Genomic DNA, 17,366 nt, shown 5'->3' with positions numbered 1-17,366 from the left:
CCATGCGCGGCGGCATCATCGGGGGAAGTCTGGTCCTGTCACTGGGCCTGCTGCTGGCAGGCTGCGGTGATCCGCTGTCAGAGGTGCCGCGCTACAGCGAGGTGCCGCTGGCGGCGGACGCGGGGCAGGCGGATGCCGTGGCCCCCGACACCCCGAGGACACCCGCCACCAACGCCCCGCCACGGCGCGGCCTGCTGGGCCTGTTCGGCGCGCGGGCGGCGGCGGCCAAGGGCGAGCCTGTGGCCGAGACCCCCGACACGGACCTCGACGAGGCCGCCCCCGAGGCGGAACTGGCGGCTGCGCCCGCCCCCGCGCCGGTCAGGCGCGGGTTGTTCGGCAGCAAACCGGCGCGGCGGTCGGGGGGATCGGACGGCTCCGAGGTGCAGCTGGGGGTCGTTGTGCCCTACGGCCAGGTCGCCCGGCTGTGTGGCGTGCCGACCTCGAAGCTGGGCCGCAAGGTCGAAAGCTACCCGGAACGCAGCAGCCGCTATGACCTGTACGACAGCGCGCCGGGGACAACCTCTGCGCACACCTATTACCTGACCGGGTTCAAGGACAACTGCGCGCGCCAGTTCACCGCCGCGCTGGTGATCTTCGGCTCGCCCGAGAGCTACGAGCAGATCCATTACGGCCCGTCGGGGGATACGCAGCCCGTGTCGGAGACGGACAAGGCCTACGAGCAGATCAAGCGCCGCGTCTGCGGCGTGGGCACGGGCAAGCCCTGCGGTTCCAGGATGCGCAGCCTCGCGCGCGACACGGTGTTCGTCAGCGTCTACGAGCGGTTCGGCAGCAATCCCCGCTGGAAGAACATCCTGCTGCATGACGGTGAAGTGGCCGCCGTCGATCTCAAGAACTGAAGGCCGGGGCCGGACGGGCGCCGCTCCTGCGGCCCTGCGGGCCCGCAGATCGCCCCACCCACCCGCCGTCCCACCTTGGGGGCGCGTCACGGGGCGCTGCGCCCTGGATTTCGGGGTGTGGGCTGGTGATCTTTCCTGCGGAAAGACACCCCTGCCCACCGGTCGGGTTTGACGGAGCAAACCGGGGCGTTGCGCCCGGGATCTTGGGGGTGTGGGCGGTGATCTTTCCTGCGGAAAGACACCCTTGCCCACCGGTCGGGTTTGACGGAGCAAACCCGCCCTAATAATGCGGCGGTCTTTCGTTGCCGAGGACCACGCCGCCCGAACCTTCGGCCTCACGCTCGGCCTCGCGCATCAGCAGCATCTCGACCCGTGCGGTCAGGCGGGCGATCTCGCGGTCCTGCCGGGCGACCGTTTCGGACAGGTCGTCGAGGGCCCGCAGCGCGTGGGCAAGGCGTTCTTCGATCAGGTCGGTTCTGTCAGTCATCGGGCAGCTCCTGCGGCAGGCGTTGCGACGTGAGTATTTGTCCCAAGCAGAAGCTGCAAGGCGGGTCGCTTGCCCCGCCTGCGGCGACGGGATAGAGGGGGCGCGAGCGATCCGACAACCCGGGGAAGACCCATGGCCAAAGAGAAGAAAGCCCCTCGCCCCAAGGCGCAGACGCCCAAGGGGTTCCGCGACTATTTCGGCGCCGAGGTGACCGAGCGCGCGGAGATGTTGCAGACCATCGCCGGGGTCTATCATCGCTACGGTTTCGACGCGCTGGAAAGCGCCGCGGTCGAGACGGTCGAGGCGCTGGGCAAGTTCCTGCCCGATGTCGACCGTCCGAACGAGGGGGTCTTTGCCTGGCAGGAGGCCGGCGAGGGTGAGGGGGAGGCCAAGCCGGGCGACTGGCTGGCGCTGCGTTACGACCTGACCGCGCCGCTGGCCCGGGTCTATGCCCAGCATCGCAACGACCTGCCGCTGCCCTACCGGCGCTACGCCATGGGCCCTGTCTGGCGCAATGAGAAGCCGGGGCCGGGACGCTACCGCCAGTTCTACCAGTGCGACGCCGACACCGTGGGCGCGGCCAGCGTCGCGGCGGATGCCGAGATCTGCGCCATGCTGGCGGACACGCTGGAAGAGGTGGGCATTCCGCGCGGCGACTACCTGGTGCGGGTCAACAACCGCAAGGTTTTGAACGGGGTGCTGGAGTGCATGGGCCTGGCCGACGAGGACCAGCGCGACGCCGTCCTGCGCACCATCGACAAGTTCGACAAGGTCGGCGAGGCGGGCGTGCGCGAACTGCTCGGCAAGGGGCGGCTGGACGCTTCGGGCGCCTATATCGACGGTGTGGGGCTGTCGGAGGCGCAGGCCGAGCCGGTCGTGGCCTTCCTGACTTCGGGTCGGCTTGAGGCCTCCGAGACGCTGGCCAACCTGCGCGCGGCCATCGGCGTCTCGCAGGTGGGCGCCGAAGGTGTCGCGGAACTGGAAGAGATCGCGGCACTTTTGGAAGCGCAGGGCTACGGCGCCGACCGCATCGTCATCGACCCCTCCGTCGTGCGCGGCCTTGGCTACTACACCGGGCCGGTGTTCGAGGCGGAACTGACCTTCGAAATCCTCGACGAAAAGGGCCGCAAGCGGCAGTTCGGCTCGGTCGCGGGCGGCGGGCGCTATGACGACCTGGTGAAACGCTTCACCGGGCAGGCCGTCCCGGCGACCGGCGTGTCCATAGGCGTCGACCGGCTGCTGGCCGCACTGCGCGAAAAGGGCCGCATCGGCGGCAAGGTGCCCGGCCCCGTGGTGGTGACGGTGATGGACCGCGAGCGCATGGCCGACTACCAGGCCATGGTGGCAGAGCTGCGCAATGCCGGCATCCGCGCCGAGGTCTACCTCGGCAACCCCAAGAACTTCGGCAACCAGCTGAAGTACGCCGACAAGCGCGAAAGCCCCGCCGCCGTCATCGAGGGCGCCGACGAGAAAGCGCGGGGCGTGGTGCAGATCAAGGACCTGATCCTGGGTGCCAAACTGGCGCAGGACGCCAGCCTCGAAGAGTGGAAGGAGCGCCCCTCGCAATACGAGGTGCCGCGCAAAGACCTGGTCGCCAAGGTGCGCGAGATCCTGGACCTGCACGCATGAGCCTTGCCCTGATCAAGGCAAAGGCGGCCACGCTGAAGGCGGGCTTTGTCGCGGCGGGTGCGCAGTCGGTGGACTGCCCCGTGCTGCTGCCGGCCGAGACCCTGCTGGACCTCTACGGCGAGGACATCCGCACCCGCGCCTATGTCACCCATGACCCGGTGCGCGGCGAGGTCATGCTGCGCCCGGACTTTACCGTGCCGGTGGTGCAGATGCACATGGCCGAAGGGGCGGAACCCGCGCGCTATACCTACGCCGGCGAGATCTTTCGCCGCCAGGAAGAGCACCCGGAACGCGCCTCGGAATACCACCAGGTCGGCTACGAGGTGTTTGACCGGACCGATCCGGCAGGGGCCGACGCCGAGGTCTTTGCCCGCTTTGCCGAGGTGCTGGCGCCCTACGGGTTGCGCGCCATGGTGGGCGACATCGGCATCTTGATCGCCGCCGTCGCGGGGCTGGAGGCCAGCGAGGCGCGGCGCGCGGCGCTGATGCGGCACATCTGGCGGCCGCGCCGCTTTCGCGCGCTGCTGGACCGTTACGCCGGCCGCGCGCCGGTGCCGCCCAGCCGCGTGGCGCTGCTGTCCGCCGCCGATCCCATGGCTGCGGCCGGGCCGGTCATCGGCCTGCGTGGCAAGGACGAGGTCGCCGCACGGGTCGCCGCGCTGAAGACGGACGCGGCAGAGCCGCCGCTGCCGCCCGCGCAGGTCGACCTGATCGAGGCGCTGGTCAAGGTCTCCGAGACCTGCGCCCATGCGCTGGAACACCTGCGCGACATCGCCGTCGACCTGCCCGCCATCGGCCCGGCAGTCGACCATTTTGCCGCCCGCTGCGATGCGCTGACGGCGCGCGGGATCGACGTCGGGCGGCTGGCGTTCGACGCCAATTTCGGGCGGACCTCGATGGAATACTACGATGGTTTCGTGTTCGGCTTTGCCGCGCCGCACCGCGCCGACTGGCCGCTGGTGGCCTCGGGCGGGCGTTACGATGCGCTGACCCGGCAGCTGGGCCAGGGACGCGAGATCCCGGCGGTGGGCGGCGTGATCCGCCCCGGCCTGCTGGTCGACCTGGAGGCAGGCGCATGAGCATCAAGCTGGGCGTGCCCTCCAAGGGCCGGCTGATGGACAAGACCTTTGACTGGTTCGGCGCGCGCGGTATCGGCCTCAGCCGCAGCGGGTCCGAGCGCGAGTATTCCGGCGCGGTGACCGGCGTCGAGGGCGTCGAACTGGTGCTGCTGAGCGCCGGGGAAATCCCGCGCGAGCTGGCCGCCGGGCGCATTCACCTGGGCGTCACCGGCACCGACCTGGTGCGTGAAAAGCTGGTGCAGTGGGACCAGAAGGTCGCCCCGCTGGCCGAGCTGGGTTTTGGCCACGCCGACCTGATCGTCGCGGTGCCGTCCTGCTGGGTCGATGTCGACACGCTGGACGATCTCGATGCGGCGGCGGCGGCGTTCCGGGCGCGGCACGGCTTTCGCATGCGGATCGCGACCAAGTATCACCGGCTGGTGCGCGCCTACCTGCACAGCGGTGGCGTGTCCGACTACCAGCTGGTCGACAGCCAGGGCGCGACCGAGGGCACGGTGAAGAACCTGACCGCCGAGGCCATCGCCGACATCACCTCCAGCGGCGAGACGCTGCGCGCCAACCACCTCAAGGTGCTGGCCGAAGAGCCGGTGCTGCGCAGCCAGGCGACGCTGTTCAAGTCGCGCCTCGCGCCGCTGAGTGAGGGTGAGCGCGCAACGCTGCGCGCGCTGGAAAGCCGCCTGGGGGTCTAGACTCCGCTTTGGCAAGTGTCCCCCGGCGTGTACCCTCTGTCGGCAAAGAACGGGGGAGACAGTCATGGACACAGGTGCCTTGATCGGATCGTGGCGGATGCACGCCTGGACGCGCGAGGTGGTGGCCACCGGCGTCGTCGAAGATGTGCTGGGGCCCGCGCCCATCGGCTACATCGCCTACCACGCCGACGGGCGGATGATGGCGACGGTGTTCCGCCGCGACCGGCCCCCGGGCACCGGCGCGCCGCTGAGCGCCGGGGACAAGGCGCAGCTGTTCGACACCATGCTGGCCTATGTCGCCACCTACACGCTGGAGGAGGACCGGGTCATTCACCACGTCGAGGCGGCCTGGAACCCGGACTGGCAGATCGATCTCGCGCGCCCCTTCACGCTGGAGGGGGACCGGCTGGTGATCAGCGGGGCGCGCAACATCGACCCGCTGACCGGCGAGGAGGTGATCTACCGCATGGAGTTCACCAAGGTCTGAGCCATCAGGCCGACTGCCGCGCCGGGGCCTCCATGTAGGGTGCCAGCAACGCGGCCACCGGCACGCGCGCGCGCAGCCGGGTGGCCAGCAGCACCAGCCCGGCCACCTTGCGCTGAAGATACAGCGCGTCCATCGGCGGCACCTCGGCATACCCCTGCTCCATCCCCAGGCGCTGCCCTTCGCGGCGCAGGTCCTCCAGCAGGCGGGTGTCGCCGAAATCGACACCGTCTGGCGCGGTCAGGGCGGGGCGCAGGCGGGCCACCATGCGCAGGATCGTGGCGATCTGGTCGGGCGGCGTGTCCACCCGGACAAAGCCGATCTCCAGCAGGGAGGCGCGGATCATCGCCTCATCTCCCGCCACGCTCGCCTGCATCAGGCGGTGAAAGCGCTCCACCCCCTCGGGGGCAAAGGTGCGGGCGGCGCCGAAATCCAGCAGGATCAGCGCAGCGCCATCGGGCGTCACGCGGTAGTTGGCAAAGTTCGGGTCGGTCTGGACATGCCGCCAGTCGAACAGCTCGCGCAGGAACAGCGCAAAGAGGCGCGTCACCATGGCGTCACGCTGCGCTTGCGGGGTCTCGTCGAGGCTCTCGAGCGCGTGCCCGGGCATGAAATCCATCGCCAGCACCGTCTCGGTCGACAGGTCGTCATGCGGGCGGGGCAGGCGCAGGTCGGGGTCCGCGCCGATCAGCCCCGCGAAATGGCGCAGCTGCTCCGCCTCGCGGAGATAATCGGCCTCTTCGTGCAACTGCCGCCGCGCCTCGTCCAGCAGCGGGGCCAGGTCAATGCCGCGCGGGATCAGCCCGGACAGCCGCAACAGCGTGCCCAGGTTGGCGACATCGGCGTCGATGGCGCGGCGGATGCCGGGGTACTGGATCTTGAGCGCGAGGTCGCGGCCGTCCCGCGCCACCGCGCGATGCACCTGCCCGATCGAGGCGGCGGCGATGGGGCGCGGGTCGAACCGCTGGAACAGGCGCTGAAAGCCGTCGCCATAGGCCTCGGTCAGCACCGATTTCAGCTGTTTCGGCGGCATGACATGCGCGTCCTGCCTCAGCTGGCCCAGGATCTGCGCCAGTTCCGGTGGCAGCAGGTCCGACGATTCCATCGACAGCAGCTGCCCCATCTTCATCGCCGCGCCGCGCATCCGCGCCAGTTCCGCCGTCAGGCGCCGCGCGTTGTCGGGGGTCAGCAGCAGCGCCCGCGCGTCGGGCCGGCGGCCCGAGGCAAGCTCGCGCGCCGCCCCCGCCGCCATCCGCCCGACCAGCGAGGTGGTCAGCCCGCCCAGCCGCGTGGCACGGGCAAGGCGCGAGGAGGGCACGGCAAGGCCGCGTTTATCATCCGGGTGTGACATCGGCCTTAGCTAGGCCGCGATCCGCGCGGGCCAATGGGCGGCACCACATTCGCGCCGCCCACCGGGGCCGGAACGGCGCCCTATTCGGCCGCCACCTTGTCCTGCGTCTTGGTGTCGAAATCGCTGGCGTCGTGGCGTTCCCACAGCTGCTCGTGCGGCTCGCCCGAGGTGCGGTTGACCATGCGGCCGCGCTGCACGGCGGGGCGGTCCAGGATCTCGTCCGCCCAGCGGATCACGTTCTTGTAGCTGCCCACGTCCAGGAAAACGCCCGCGTCGTAGGACTGGCCGTGAACGGTGCGGCCGTACCAGGGCCAGATCGCCATGTCGGCGATGGTATAGTCCGCGCCGGTCATGAAACGGCTCTGCGCCAGGTGCCTGTCCAGCACGTCCAGCTGGCGCTTGACCTCCATGGTGTAGCGGTCGATCGGGTATTTCATCTTGGTCGGCGCATAGGCGTAGAAATGGCCAAAGCCGCCGCCGAGGTAGGGCGCGCTGCCCATCTGCCAGAACAGCCAGGACAGCATCTCGGCGCGCTTCTCACGCGGACCGAGGAAGGCGTCGAACTTTTCCGCCAGGTGCATCAGGATTGCACCGGATTCGAACACGCGAATCGGCGCGGGGCCGGAGCGGTCGACCAGCGCGGGGATCTTCGAGTTCGGGTTGATGGCGACGAACCCGCTGCCGAACTGGTCCCCGTTGCCGATGCGGATCAGCCAAGCGTCGTATTCCGCGTCAAACCCGGCGGCCAGCAATTCCTCCAGCAGGATCGTCACCTTGACGCCGTTCGGCGTGCCCTGCGAATACAGCTGGAACGGGTGCTTGCCCACCGGCAGCGCCTGCTCATGCGTCGCCCCGGCAATCGGGCGGTTGAGCGAACCCCAGCGGCCGCCGTTCTCGCTGTCCCAGGTCCAGGTCTTTGGCGGGGTGTACTCTTCGGTCATGTCTCGGTTCCCTTCTCGCTTGGCGAAAATCTAATCACCCGGCGCGGGAATGCCAGAGGGGACTGTGCCTTGCACACCGGTTGTGCATATCTGTGGCGCATGACGGAAAGGGACAAACCGGTGGCACTGGTGCTGGGGGCGGCGGTCCGGCCGGGGGGCGTGCCCTCTCCGGCGCTGGAGCGGCGGGCGCGGCACGCCGCAGGGCTGTGGCACGCCGGGCAGGTGCGCGCGCTGGTGCTGACCGGCGGTGTCCACACCTATCCGCCGTCCGAGGCCGAGGTCATGGCCCAGGTCTGCCGCGCCGAGGGCATTCCAGCGACGGCGCTATACAGGGAGACCGCCGCCCTCACGACCCAGGACAACATCCGCCTGTCCTTGCCCATCCTGGCGGCGCTGGGCGCGACGGAGGTGGTGATCGTGACAGACCGCTATCACGCCGCCCGCGCGCGTCTGGTGGCGCGGCGGGCCGGGCTGCGGGCGCGGGTGTCCTGCCCGCGCCTGACAGGCGCGCCCATGTGGCGGGTGGCCCGCGCCTGGCTGCGTGAGGCGCTGGCGCTGGCCTGGTACTGGGCGCGCGGGGCAGGGCGCTGAGACGCGCCTAGTTGGTGACCGTGACCTCGATCCGCTGGCCCCAGCCGTTCGAGCCATAGATCCGCACGAACACCGTCGCCCCGCCCTGCATCAGGATGCGGCTGGCGTTCGGCTCGATGTAGCCGTTCATGATCCAGCGTTCCATCGCGGCGCGATTGTCGATCTCGCCAAAGAACGGATCCCATTCGTCACCCGGCTGCGAGATGCCGAAGCGGTGGTAATTGGCGCGGTCCTGCCGCAGCACCTGCCACGGCTCGGTCAGCCGCGCGCCCCGCGAATTGTACAGATCCTGCTGGCCGATGTAGGCGACATAGGCACCGATCAACTGGTCGGCATAGGCCATCGGCGCGCCCAGGGCGAACATCAGGGCGAGGGCAAGGCGTTTCATGGGATCCTCCCTTTGAACGGTGTCATCCGGCTGATCCTAGAGCGCGGCGCGTCCGCCGGCCTTGATCCAGGCCAAGTTCACAGCACGCCGATGTCGGCCAGCATCCCGGCCAGTTCGGGCGGCAGGGCGTCTTCGCTGGCGCGCGATTTCGGCAGGTCCGGCGGGGCATCGCCGGGGTTCAGGTAGCGCCAGCCCTGAAAGGCGCGCTTGGGCGCCGGGGCGGTGCGCACCAGCACCGGGTTCAGCACCAGCGCGCAGCGCGCGATGCCGTCCGCCCCGGTCACGGGATCGAGCCGCAGCAGCCGCTGGCGGCACTGGATCAGACCCTTGATCACCCAGTAGATCGAGCCGCCGTTCAGCACCTCGGCCTCGCGCCGGGGCCACATCCGGGTGACATGGCGCGCCAGCCCGTCAGGGCCCTGCGCGGCGCGGCTGGCCTGCCAGCCGGTCAGCTCCTCGACGCTTTCGGTGCCTGCGCTGAGTTTCAGCAGATGGATGGTGCCGGGCATGTGTCCCCCCTGGACGTTGGCCGGGATCATAGCGGGCGCGGGGGCGGGTTCAAGACCGGCCGTCCGCCTGTGGCCCGGCGGCCACTCCAACAAAATCAATGGCTTGCGCACGCGCGCCTTGCCTTTTCCCAGCGATCTCAGCGGTTTGCACCCTGCCTGCGCCGCTTGAGCGCAGCCGCCCGCTGTGGCAGCCTCTCCCCATGTGGATCGCTGCAAGGGGCGCGTGATGGACAGCGACTTCTCGACCCTGAGGCGCTATCCGGAACTCGCGGGCAAGACCTGCCTGATCTGCGTCGGCGGCACCAAATGCGCCACCAGCTGGCTGCACGACCACCTGAGCCGGCTGCCGGGGGTTGCCGCCTCGCCGCTGAAAGAGCTGCATTTCTTCAACCGCCGCTTTGCCCGGAACGCGCTCAGCGACATGGACCTGCTCGCCGTGCGGCGGCTGGGGCTGTACCTGTCGCAGGGCGATGACCCGGTCGCCACCCTGCGCGACACGGCCGTGGTGCGCGCGGCCGTGGACCGGGTGCAGATGATCTATGACGACGACGCCTATTTCGGCCATTTCGCGCGGATTTCCGGGCCGGACACGCGGGTGCTGTGCGACACCACCCCGGCCTATTCCGCCATGGGGGCCGAAGGCTTCGCCTGGATGCGCGCCTTTTGCGAGGCGCAGGGCCTGCGGGTCAAGGTGCTGTTCGTGATGCGCGACCCGGTCGAAAGGCTGTGGTCGCACCTGCGCCACATGCAGCAGCAGACCCTGATCGAGGATGCCGCCGCCGCCTGGCCGCGTGCGCTGGAGACGGCCCCGGTCATGGCGCGCGGCGACTACTGCGCCACCGTGACCGCGCTGGACACCTGTTTCGACCCGCAGGACCGGCTGTACCTGTTCACCGAGGCGCTGACGGACCCAGAGACGTTGCGCAGGCTGTGCAGCTTCGTCGACGTGCCTTACATCGCTGCCGATACTGCGACGCGGCTGAACCGGACCGAGATCACCACCGACCTGCCCGCCGAGGCCCGCGCCGCTTTTCTTCGCCAGCTTGCACCGCAATACGCCTTTTGCCAGGCGCGCTTCGGCGCCGAGGTGCCTGGCAGCTGGCAAGGATAACCGGACTGTCGCGACACCCGCATTTCGGGAAAACTGTGGCCCAGGTCGTGGCGATATCGCCGTGATCGTTGCATTCACCCCGGTCCGACACCTCCGCCGGACCCGCATTTTTCAAGGAGTACCTTTCATGGCCGAAGATGGCATTTTCAACTTTCGCCTCAAATCCAAGACCGCTGAACGCGAAACCTCTGACACCTCGGATGATTTCCAGGACTTCGACCTGCGGGTCGCCAGCCTGTTCAAGGACGCCGCGCTCGATCCGCTGAAGGATTTGGCCGAAACCGGCCCGGCGCCGGACGGCGACGCGCCCGTGCTGGCCGACTACGTCCCCGGCGACGAATTCTGGTTCTAACCTCCCGCCCTCAGTCCCGGCGCCCGTCCTTGTGCGGCAGGAGCAGCGCGTAAAGCGCCTTGTTGGCCGGGGCCAGCACCCCGGCACGCTCGGCCAGCCGCACGGCGGCGCCGGACACCCACTCGATTTCCAGCGGGCGGCCATGCTCCACGTCCACCGCGGTCGAGGCGCGCATGGCGGGCGGCAGGGTCTTTGCGATCTGCCAGGCCTTTTCCTCGGCATCCGTCGGCAGGGCGACGCCCAGCGTGCGCCCGATGGCGGCGGTTTCCGTCAGCACCTGCCGGAACAGCGCCCCCAGCGGCGGATGGGCCAGGATGTCGCCGATGGTGCAACGCCCGGCCGCCGTGACGCCCGACATGGCCGAGAACAGCACGAACTTGGTCCAGACCGCGCGGTCAATGTCCTTGGGGACCGGCGCGTCCACTCCCGCCCCGGCCAGCGCCGCGCGCAGCGCAGCGATGCGGGCAGACGGGCGGTTGTCACGCTCGGCAAAGGTGAAATTGGCGAATGTGCCGGTCTGGCGGATCACGCCCGGCTCGGCAATCGTGGTCGACACCGAGGCCATGCCATTGGCCACGTTGCCCTCGGGCAGGATCTCCAGCAGGCGCTCGGCGGCCTCCACCCCGTTCAGGAAGGGCACCACCACGGTGTCGGGCCCCAGCATCGGCAAGCAGGCGCGCGCCGCCTGAGGCAGGGCATCGCCCTTGACGCCAAAGATCACCGCCTCCACCGGGCCGACCTCGGCGGGCGTGTCCGTCGCCTGCCACGGCTGCACGGTGACGCGCCCGTCGGGGCTGTGCAGCGTCAGCCCATTCTGCCGGATCGCCTCCAGGTGGGCACCGCGCGCGATGGTGGCGACCTCGTGCCCGGCCTCGGTCAGTTTGACCGCCAGGTATCCGCCGATCCCGCCGGTGGCCATGGTTGCGATACGCATGTCGGTCCCTTTCGCGCTGCCAGTTGTCCTCCAGCATAATCCGGGTGCGGCGACGGAGATAGCGCGCCGGCGGCAAAGGGCAATTCGGGACAGATTTGGTGGGTCGTCGGCGAATGTCTTCAACCTGTTGCGTGAATGGGCTAATGTAGGTCTCTGCCCGAACCGGAGAATCGCCGACATGACCCGCTTTGCCGCCCCCATCGCCGAACAGATCTGGGACATGAAGTACCGCCTCAAGGAGGCGGACGGCACGCCCATCGACCTGTCGGTCGAGGACAGCTGGCGGCGGATCGCGCGGGCGCTTGCCTCGGTCGAGGCCGAACCGGCCCCCTGGGAAGAGCGGTTCTACGCCGCGCTCGAGGACTTCAAGTACCTGCCGGCGGGGCGGATCACCGCCGGAGCGGGCACGGCGCGCAGCGTGACGCTGTTCAACTGCTTTGTCATGGGCACGATCCCGGACAACATGGGCGGCATCTTCGAGATGCTGAAGGAAGCCGCGCTGACCATGCAGCAGGGTGGCGGCATCGGCTACGATTTCTCCACCATCCGGCCCAAGGGCGCGGCGGTGCACGGCGTGGCGGCGGATGCCTCCGGCCCGCTGTCGTTCATGGACGTCTGGGACGCCATGTGCCGCACCATCATGTCCGCCGGCTCGCGCCGGGGCGCGATGATGGCCACCATGCGCTGCGACCATCCCGACATCGAGGCCTTCATCGCCGCCAAGGCGGATTCGGCCCGGCTGCGCATGTTCAACCTGTCGGTGCTGGTGACCGATGCCTTCATGGAGGCGGTCAAGGCCGACGGCCCGTGGGAGCTGCAATTCGGCGGCCGGGTCTACCACACGCTGCCCGCGCGCGACCTGTGGAACCGCATCATGCGCGCGACCTACGACTATGCCGAACCGGGGGTGATCTTCATCGACCGGATCAACAAGGCCAACAACCTCAACTACTGCGAGACGATCGCCGCCACAAACCCCTGCGGCGAACAGCCCCTGCCGCCCTACGGCGCCTGCCTGCTGGGCTCGGTCAACCTGTCGCGGCTGGTCAACGATCCGTTCACCGGCGACGCGCACCTGGACGAACACGCGCTGGACGAGCTGGTGGCGACCGCCGTGCGGATGATGGACAACGTGGTCGACGCCTCGCGCTTTCCGCTGCCGCAGCAGGCCGAGGAGGCGCTGAACAAGCGGCGCATCGGGCTGGGTGTCACCGGGCTGGCCGATGCCCTGCTGATGGTGCGGCTGCGCTACGGATCGGAGGAGGCGGCGCGTCAGACCTCGCGCTGGTTGCACCGCATCGCCCGCGCCGCCTACCTGGCCTCGGTGCAATTGGCACGGGAAAAGAGCGCCTTCCCGCTGTTCGATGCGGAGAAGTTCCTGGCCTCCGGCAACATGGCCGCGATGGACGAGGACGTGCGCGCGGCGGTGCGCGAACATGGCATCCGCAACGCGCTGGTGACCTCGATCGCGCCCACCGGGACGATCTCTCTGTACGCGGGGAACGTGTCGTCGGGGATCGAGCCGGTGTTCGCCTATGCCTACACCCGCAAGGTCCTGCAAAAGGACGGCACGCGGACCGAGGAGGAGGTGGTGGACTACGCCGTTTCCCTCTACAGGCAGATGTTCGGCGCCGAGGCCGAGCTGCCCGACTACTTTGTCAACGCGCAGACCCTGGCCCCGCTGGAGCATGTGCGGATGCAGGCGGCGGCGCAGAAATGGGTGGATTCGTCGATCTCCAAGACGATCAACTGCCCCGAGGACATTTCCTTCGAGGACTTCAAGGACGTCTATGCGGCGGCCTACGAGAGCGGCTGCAAGGGCTGCACGACCTACCGGCCGAACGCCGTGACGGGGAGCGTGTTGAGCGTGGCGGAGGAGAGGTCGGGAAAAGAATCCGCGCTTGAGACACGGAGCGAACGTCTGAAATGGGCTAGAAAAAAAGCATCGCTGACGCAGAATCGAGTGGCAGAAAAGCTTGGGATCGCGCATTCCTACTACAACGAAATAGAGAACGAAAAGAAGGCGCTTCGATCAGAGCACGCAGAAACTCTGGGCCGCTTGTACTCGGTTTCGCCCGCTTGGTTGATGTTTGGCGAGCAGAATTCCCCCGAAGTCATCGCCCAGACCGACGCCGAACCGCTCCGCCCGCATGGCGACGTGATCTACATGTCCGAGCCGCTGGACCGTCCGCAGACGCTCGAAGGCGCAACCTACAAGCTGAAGTGGCCCGACAGCGAACACGCGATCTACCTGACGATCAACGACATCGTCGTCGGCGGCCACCGGCGTCCCTTCGAGGTGTTCATCAACTCCAAGAACATGGAGCATTACGCCTGGACCGTGGCGCTGACGCGGATGATCTCGGCGGTGTTCCGGCGCGGCGGCGACGTGACCTTTGTCGTGGAAGAACTTAAGGCGGTGTTCGACCCGCGCGGCGGCGCCTGGGTGCAGGGCAAATACATCCCCTCGATCCTCGCCGCCATCGGCGGGGTGATCGAGCGGCACATGATCGCCATCGGCTTTCTCGAGGGCGAGGGCAAGGGCCTGAAAAGCGACCCGCAAGCGCAGGTGGTCAACCTCGACGCCCCGCGCGGCCCGGCCTGCCCGAACTGCGGCCAATGCGACATGCGCATGGTCGAAGGCTGCATGACCTGCGGCTCCTGCGGCCATTCCAAGTGCGGCTGATCTCTGTGTGTAGGTGATGAAGCGACCATCAAAACTTGGCCACTGGACCCGTCCAAATGTCCATTCGACAACCAACTCGTGTCCATAACGAGGGAGCTTTAGGCCAACTACCGTGTTGCCAAGCTTCCTTTGCCGAAGCTGGGAGTCATCAGCAAAGATTTAATTGGAGAACATGAGTAGAACAAAAATCTATCAATGGTGTTGCTGGCTGGTCAGTGTGCCTATATATTGATCCGTAGAGCGATTTCACTGAGGGAGGCAGCTGGACGAGCTCGAAGGGAAGGAGTTCGAAATGCCCCTTGATGATACTGCACCTGGTCTTGACGCGCTGCTGCTTGGCACGGCTCTTGAGCTTGAGCTCAGTGATCGAGATCATCGCGTCAGCGAGAAACGCTACCAGCTGATTCCGGAACACCTGCAACGACCGGCCAGTCGTCTTCGCCCCTACATGGAAGATGCTCTGGTATACGCCCAAGGCTCACGATCGATCGGCGCAACGATCATCGACGGAGCAACTGACGACAGGTTCGATCTCGATGCCATCCTTGAATTCAGGCGGCCCTGCGGGTGGTCGATTTCAGATGTGCTGGACGAGTTGTTCACGGCCTTTCAGGGATTTCCCGATGTCCAGGAGATCGAGCGCTGCACGCGGTGCATTCAGCTCAAGTTCGCCTTCATGCATCTCGATGTGACGCCGATGGACCCCCACCGGGAGCCTCGCCCGCTTCGCTCTGGAGTGATTTACCACAGCCCGGACGACGGGATCGACCTGCTCTTCCCGGCCAATCCCTATGGATTTGCCGACTGGTTCCGGAAGCAGGTCGTTCTTCCGAGTCGCGCCTTCCGGGATCATGTGATGGCGATGCGGTCGAATATGGGGATCAAGGATCGCCTCGTCACCAACTCGATCATGGCCGACGCGGATATCGATGCCCTGCCGGCGCCTCGCAATCCCCTGCGAGACGCACCACAGGTGATCGCCCTCAAGCTGATGAAGCGCTATCTAAACCTGCGCTACGCCAAGCGCAGCCTGAAACGCCCCATCTCGATCTACCTGTCCAAGATTGCCGCACTGGTTCCGCCGAACGAGAACGGTCTGTACGCCCAGCTGGAGAGTTACGCGCTCGACCTCGAGCGTCGTGTCCACACGTCCATGGTCACCGGTGTCCCGCTCGACGAGAAGAACCCGGCTCCGCCGCACGAAGACTTCAACGATCGCTGGCCGACCTCCAACGAAGATCTGCGTGTCATCCGTGACGATCTTCGGCACCTCGTCGCCGAGCTCGCGCGCGCCCGATCGTCGAATTTCACCGATGTCCGCAAGATCTTCGACGACCTCTTCGGCGAGAGGGTCAGCGAGAAGGCTGTCCGCTCCTACCTCGACAGCCATCGCGGGCTGTCCATCCCGAGCGCCTTTGAACCTGCGAAAGGCTTTGTAGTGGCCCCTGCTCTGCTGACGCCGGCCGCTGCAAAAGCAGCGCCAATATCGAAGGTACCGGCACATCACTTCCATTCCGGCCGCCTGCCGAAATGAAGGCAACTGCGCGACCGAAATCGCGTGAAGCACAAGCCGAGCGCATGCGGGAGGTCTGGCCGGGGCTGAAGCCGTTGACCGTGTTCTCGGACGGTCGGATCGCCTGGATCGGCCCCGTCCGCGGCTTCCAGATGAGTTACAAGGTGTCCGTCGTCTGGAATCCGGCCGAGACGATTCCTCCGCTCGTGTTCGTTCGCCAGCCCACCATCGCTCCACGCCCCGGCACCGGCTGGATCGATATTCCGCATCTGCTCTACGACCCAGAATCGCCCGAGGCTTCCGCGCTCTGCCTGTTTGACCCCGAGCAGAACGAGTGGCGTAGCTCGATGTGGATTTCTGACACGATCGTCCCTTGGGCTTCGGAATGGCTGCATCACTACGAGCTATGGCATTTCGATGGGGTGTGGCGCGGTGCCAATGCCTTAGGACCCATCTCGATCGGAGCCGGCATGAACCGACCGGAGAAGGAGTTGCAGAATGTCCAGGGGGCGTGATGCCACTCAACCCACCCGGCTGGTTGTCTGGGGGCGAGCGGCTGGCCGTTGTCAGTATGCGAACTGCGGTGAGGAGCTTTCGGGCGACCTGATCACAGGCGATCTTTCTAAGAACCACGCCTACTTCGCGCACATCATCGCTTCGAATCCCGACGGTCCTCGAGGACATCCTGACCTGTCGCATGAGAAGTCCGACGACCCTGACAATCTCATGCTGCTGTGTGATCGGCACCATCGTGAGATCGATGATCGCAATAAACTCGACATTTACACCGTCGACACTTTGCTTGAAATGAAGCGACGGCAAGAGGAGAGGGTTGCCCGAGCCCTCATGGACCCAGGCGCTCCTCTGGCGCACATACTTCGGATCTCCGCAGCCGTCGGCGACAATGAGACAACTATTCCTCGCCAAGCGTGTGCGCGGGCTATGATCCCGCCGTTCGTCATCGCCGATCGTCATCCGATCGACATCTCGATCCGAGGTTTCGAGCACAAAGACTCAGACCAGGGCTACTACCAGACCGAGCTGGCGAACCTACGCAAAGTCTACGACCGAGAGATTCGAGGGCGCTTCAGGGACGGCGAGCTCGAACATCTTGCCGTTTTTGGCTTCGCGCCCATTCCTCTGCTTATGGAGCTCGGCCGATTGCTCTCTGACCTCAACGGCGTCACGGTGTTTGGCCGCCACCGCGAGCCCTACCCAGGGTGGGCATGGCCAGACGATTCTCCTGGTCTCTCCTTTCAGCTGCGGAAAGGCTCTCCTGGACACAAGCGTGTGGCGCTGAAGCTTGCCGTCTCTGCGGAAATCGCGGATGACCGCTGACCTGCCCCCCGCGAAATCCCTCACCGTGATGTAGAGTCTGCGCCAATCTGAAGGAGCAGACAGATGCGAAAGAGCCGTTTCACCGAGGCGCAAATCATCGGGATGATCAAGGAGCAGGAGGCCGGAATGCCGACCACGGAGGTGTGCCGCCGGCATGGCCTGAGCACGGCAACGTTCTACAAATTGAAAGCCAAGTATGGCGGCATGGAAGTGTCCGAGGCCGCCAGGCTGAAAGCCCTCGAGGACGAGAACGCCAAGCTCAAGCGCCTGTTGGCGGATACCATGCTGGACAACGTCGTGTTGAAAGACCTGCTGGGAAAGAGCCGACGACGTTGACGAGGCGGCGAGACGCGGCGCTCCGGGTGATGCGGGATCACGACCTCTCGCAGCGCCGGGCCTGCAGGCTGGTCGGTGTCGATCCCAAGAC

18 protein-coding genes and 1 pseudogene are annotated in these 17,366 nt (G+C 67.0%); 13 read left to right on the top strand and 6 right to left on the bottom strand.

Going from position 1 to position 17,366, the window contains the following annotated elements; all coding sequences use genetic code 11:
* The first annotated feature begins 2 nt into the window (after positions 1–2).
* Positions 3–857: a hypothetical protein gene (locus tag MAA8898_RS24665; RefSeq protein WP_094023679.1), complete on the top strand. Its 855-nt coding sequence runs from the start codon at positions 3–5 to the stop codon at positions 855–857.
* Positions 858–1,137: 280 nt separating this feature from the next.
* On the opposite strand, the gene MAA8898_RS24660 is transcribed toward MAA8898_RS24665, so the two are convergent.
* The gene (locus MAA8898_RS24660) at positions 1,138–1,344 is read right to left on the bottom strand and encodes a SlyX family protein (RefSeq protein ID WP_094023678.1); all 207 of its coding nucleotides are present in this window, start codon (positions 1,342–1,344) and stop codon (positions 1,138–1,140) included.
* 132 nt (positions 1,345–1,476) lie between these two features.
* On the opposite strand from MAA8898_RS24660, the gene hisS reads away from it, so the two are divergent.
* The 4 genes from hisS (at position 1,477) to MAA8898_RS24640 (ending at position 5,228) form a co-directional block, all read left to right on the top strand.
* Positions 1,477–2,973, top strand: a complete 1,497-nt coding sequence (gene hisS, locus MAA8898_RS24655) for a histidine--tRNA ligase (protein WP_094023677.1) — start codon at positions 1,477–1,479, stop codon at positions 2,971–2,973.
* Complete coding sequence (locus tag MAA8898_RS24650; protein ID WP_094023676.1) at positions 2,970–4,052, top strand: ATP phosphoribosyltransferase regulatory subunit; 1,083 nt, start codon at positions 2,970–2,972, stop codon at positions 4,050–4,052. The genes hisS and MAA8898_RS24650 overlap by 4 nt, the downstream gene beginning before the upstream one ends.
* Positions 4,049–4,741 (top strand): ATP phosphoribosyltransferase, encoded by a 693-nt coding sequence (gene hisG, locus MAA8898_RS24645; RefSeq protein WP_094023675.1) that lies wholly within the window; start codon positions 4,049–4,051, stop codon positions 4,739–4,741. Before MAA8898_RS24650 ends, hisG begins: the two co-directional genes overlap by 4 nt.
* A 64-nt stretch (positions 4,742–4,805) precedes the next feature.
* A complete protein-coding gene (locus MAA8898_RS24640) occupies positions 4,806–5,228 on the top strand; it encodes a lipocalin-like domain-containing protein (RefSeq protein ID WP_094023674.1) in 423 nt (140 codons plus the stop codon).
* Between the two features lie 4 nt (positions 5,229–5,232).
* Here MAA8898_RS24640 and MAA8898_RS24635 read toward each other — a convergent pair whose 3' ends face one another.
* The gene (locus MAA8898_RS24635; protein ID WP_094023673.1) at positions 5,233–6,576 is read right to left on the bottom strand and encodes an ABC1 kinase family protein; all 1,344 of its coding nucleotides are present in this window, start codon (positions 6,574–6,576) and stop codon (positions 5,233–5,235) included.
* A gap of 80 nt (positions 6,577–6,656) precedes the next feature.
* Positions 6,657–7,517, bottom strand: coding sequence for a glutathione-dependent disulfide-bond oxidoreductase (gene yghU, locus MAA8898_RS24630; RefSeq protein ID WP_094023672.1), 861 nt, complete (start codon positions 7,515–7,517; stop codon positions 6,657–6,659).
* Between the two features lie 99 nt (positions 7,518–7,616).
* Here yghU and MAA8898_RS24625 point away from each other — a divergent pair, with 99 nt between their 5' ends.
* Positions 7,617–8,108: a YdcF family protein gene (locus MAA8898_RS24625; RefSeq protein ID WP_094023693.1), complete on the top strand. Its 492-nt coding sequence runs from the start codon at positions 7,617–7,619 to the stop codon at positions 8,106–8,108.
* A gap of 7 nt (positions 8,109–8,115) precedes the next feature.
* On the opposite strand, the gene MAA8898_RS24620 is transcribed toward MAA8898_RS24625, so the two are convergent.
* Entirely contained in the window at positions 8,116–8,496 is a 381-nt protein-coding gene (locus MAA8898_RS24620; protein WP_094023671.1) for a hypothetical protein, read from the bottom strand.
* A gap of 77 nt (positions 8,497–8,573) precedes the next feature.
* Positions 8,574–9,005, bottom strand: coding sequence for a DUF1489 family protein (locus MAA8898_RS24615; protein WP_094023692.1), 432 nt, complete (start codon positions 9,003–9,005; stop codon positions 8,574–8,576).
* Between the two features lie 226 nt (positions 9,006–9,231).
* Between MAA8898_RS24615 and MAA8898_RS24610 the strand changes: the two genes are divergently transcribed.
* Both MAA8898_RS24610 and MAA8898_RS24605 read left to right on the top strand, forming a co-directional pair.
* Positions 9,232–10,116: a sulfotransferase family protein gene (locus MAA8898_RS24610; RefSeq protein WP_094023670.1), complete on the top strand. Its 885-nt coding sequence runs from the start codon at positions 9,232–9,234 to the stop codon at positions 10,114–10,116.
* Between the two features lie 127 nt (positions 10,117–10,243).
* Positions 10,244–10,468, top strand: a complete 225-nt coding sequence (locus MAA8898_RS24605; protein WP_094023669.1) for a hypothetical protein — start codon at positions 10,244–10,246, stop codon at positions 10,466–10,468.
* Between the two features lie 10 nt (positions 10,469–10,478).
* Here the strand turns inward: MAA8898_RS24605 and MAA8898_RS24600 are convergent, their stop codons facing one another.
* Positions 10,479–11,402: a ketopantoate reductase family protein gene (locus MAA8898_RS24600; protein ID WP_176445316.1), complete on the bottom strand. Its 924-nt coding sequence runs from the start codon at positions 11,400–11,402 to the stop codon at positions 10,479–10,481.
* A gap of 178 nt (positions 11,403–11,580) precedes the next feature.
* Here MAA8898_RS24600 and MAA8898_RS24595 point away from each other — a divergent pair, with 178 nt between their 5' ends.
* From MAA8898_RS24595 to MAA8898_RS24575, 5 genes and pseudogenes are all read left to right on the top strand, one after another.
* Positions 11,581–14,088 (top strand): adenosylcobalamin-dependent ribonucleoside-diphosphate reductase, encoded by a 2,508-nt coding sequence (locus MAA8898_RS24595; RefSeq protein WP_094023667.1) that lies wholly within the window; start codon positions 11,581–11,583, stop codon positions 14,086–14,088.
* A 292-nt stretch (positions 14,089–14,380) separates the two neighbouring features.
* The gene (locus MAA8898_RS24590; RefSeq protein ID WP_094023666.1) at positions 14,381–15,622 is read left to right on the top strand and encodes a nucleotidyltransferase family protein; all 1,242 of its coding nucleotides are present in this window, start codon (positions 14,381–14,383) and stop codon (positions 15,620–15,622) included.
* The gene (locus MAA8898_RS24585; RefSeq protein ID WP_094023665.1) at positions 15,619–16,116 is read left to right on the top strand and encodes a type II CBASS E2 protein; all 498 of its coding nucleotides are present in this window, start codon (positions 15,619–15,621) and stop codon (positions 16,114–16,116) included. Before MAA8898_RS24590 ends, MAA8898_RS24585 begins: the two co-directional genes overlap by 4 nt.
* Entirely contained in the window at positions 16,100–16,939 is an 840-nt protein-coding gene (locus tag MAA8898_RS24580; RefSeq protein ID WP_094023664.1) for an HNH endonuclease, read from the top strand. The genes MAA8898_RS24585 and MAA8898_RS24580 overlap by 17 nt, the downstream gene beginning before the upstream one ends.
* Before the next feature lie 63 nt (positions 16,940–17,002).
* A pseudogene (locus MAA8898_RS24575) lies at positions 17,003–17,366 on the top strand (transposase); the annotation flags it as partial.

It is taken from the genome of Antarctobacter aquimaris, assembly GCF_900184945.1.
GTDB classification, from domain to species: Bacteria; Pseudomonadota; Alphaproteobacteria; order Rhodobacterales; family Rhodobacteraceae; genus Maliponia; species Maliponia aquimaris.
The sequence above is the reverse complement of the archived record's forward strand: the minus strand, read 5'-3'. Positions and strand labels throughout refer to the sequence as shown.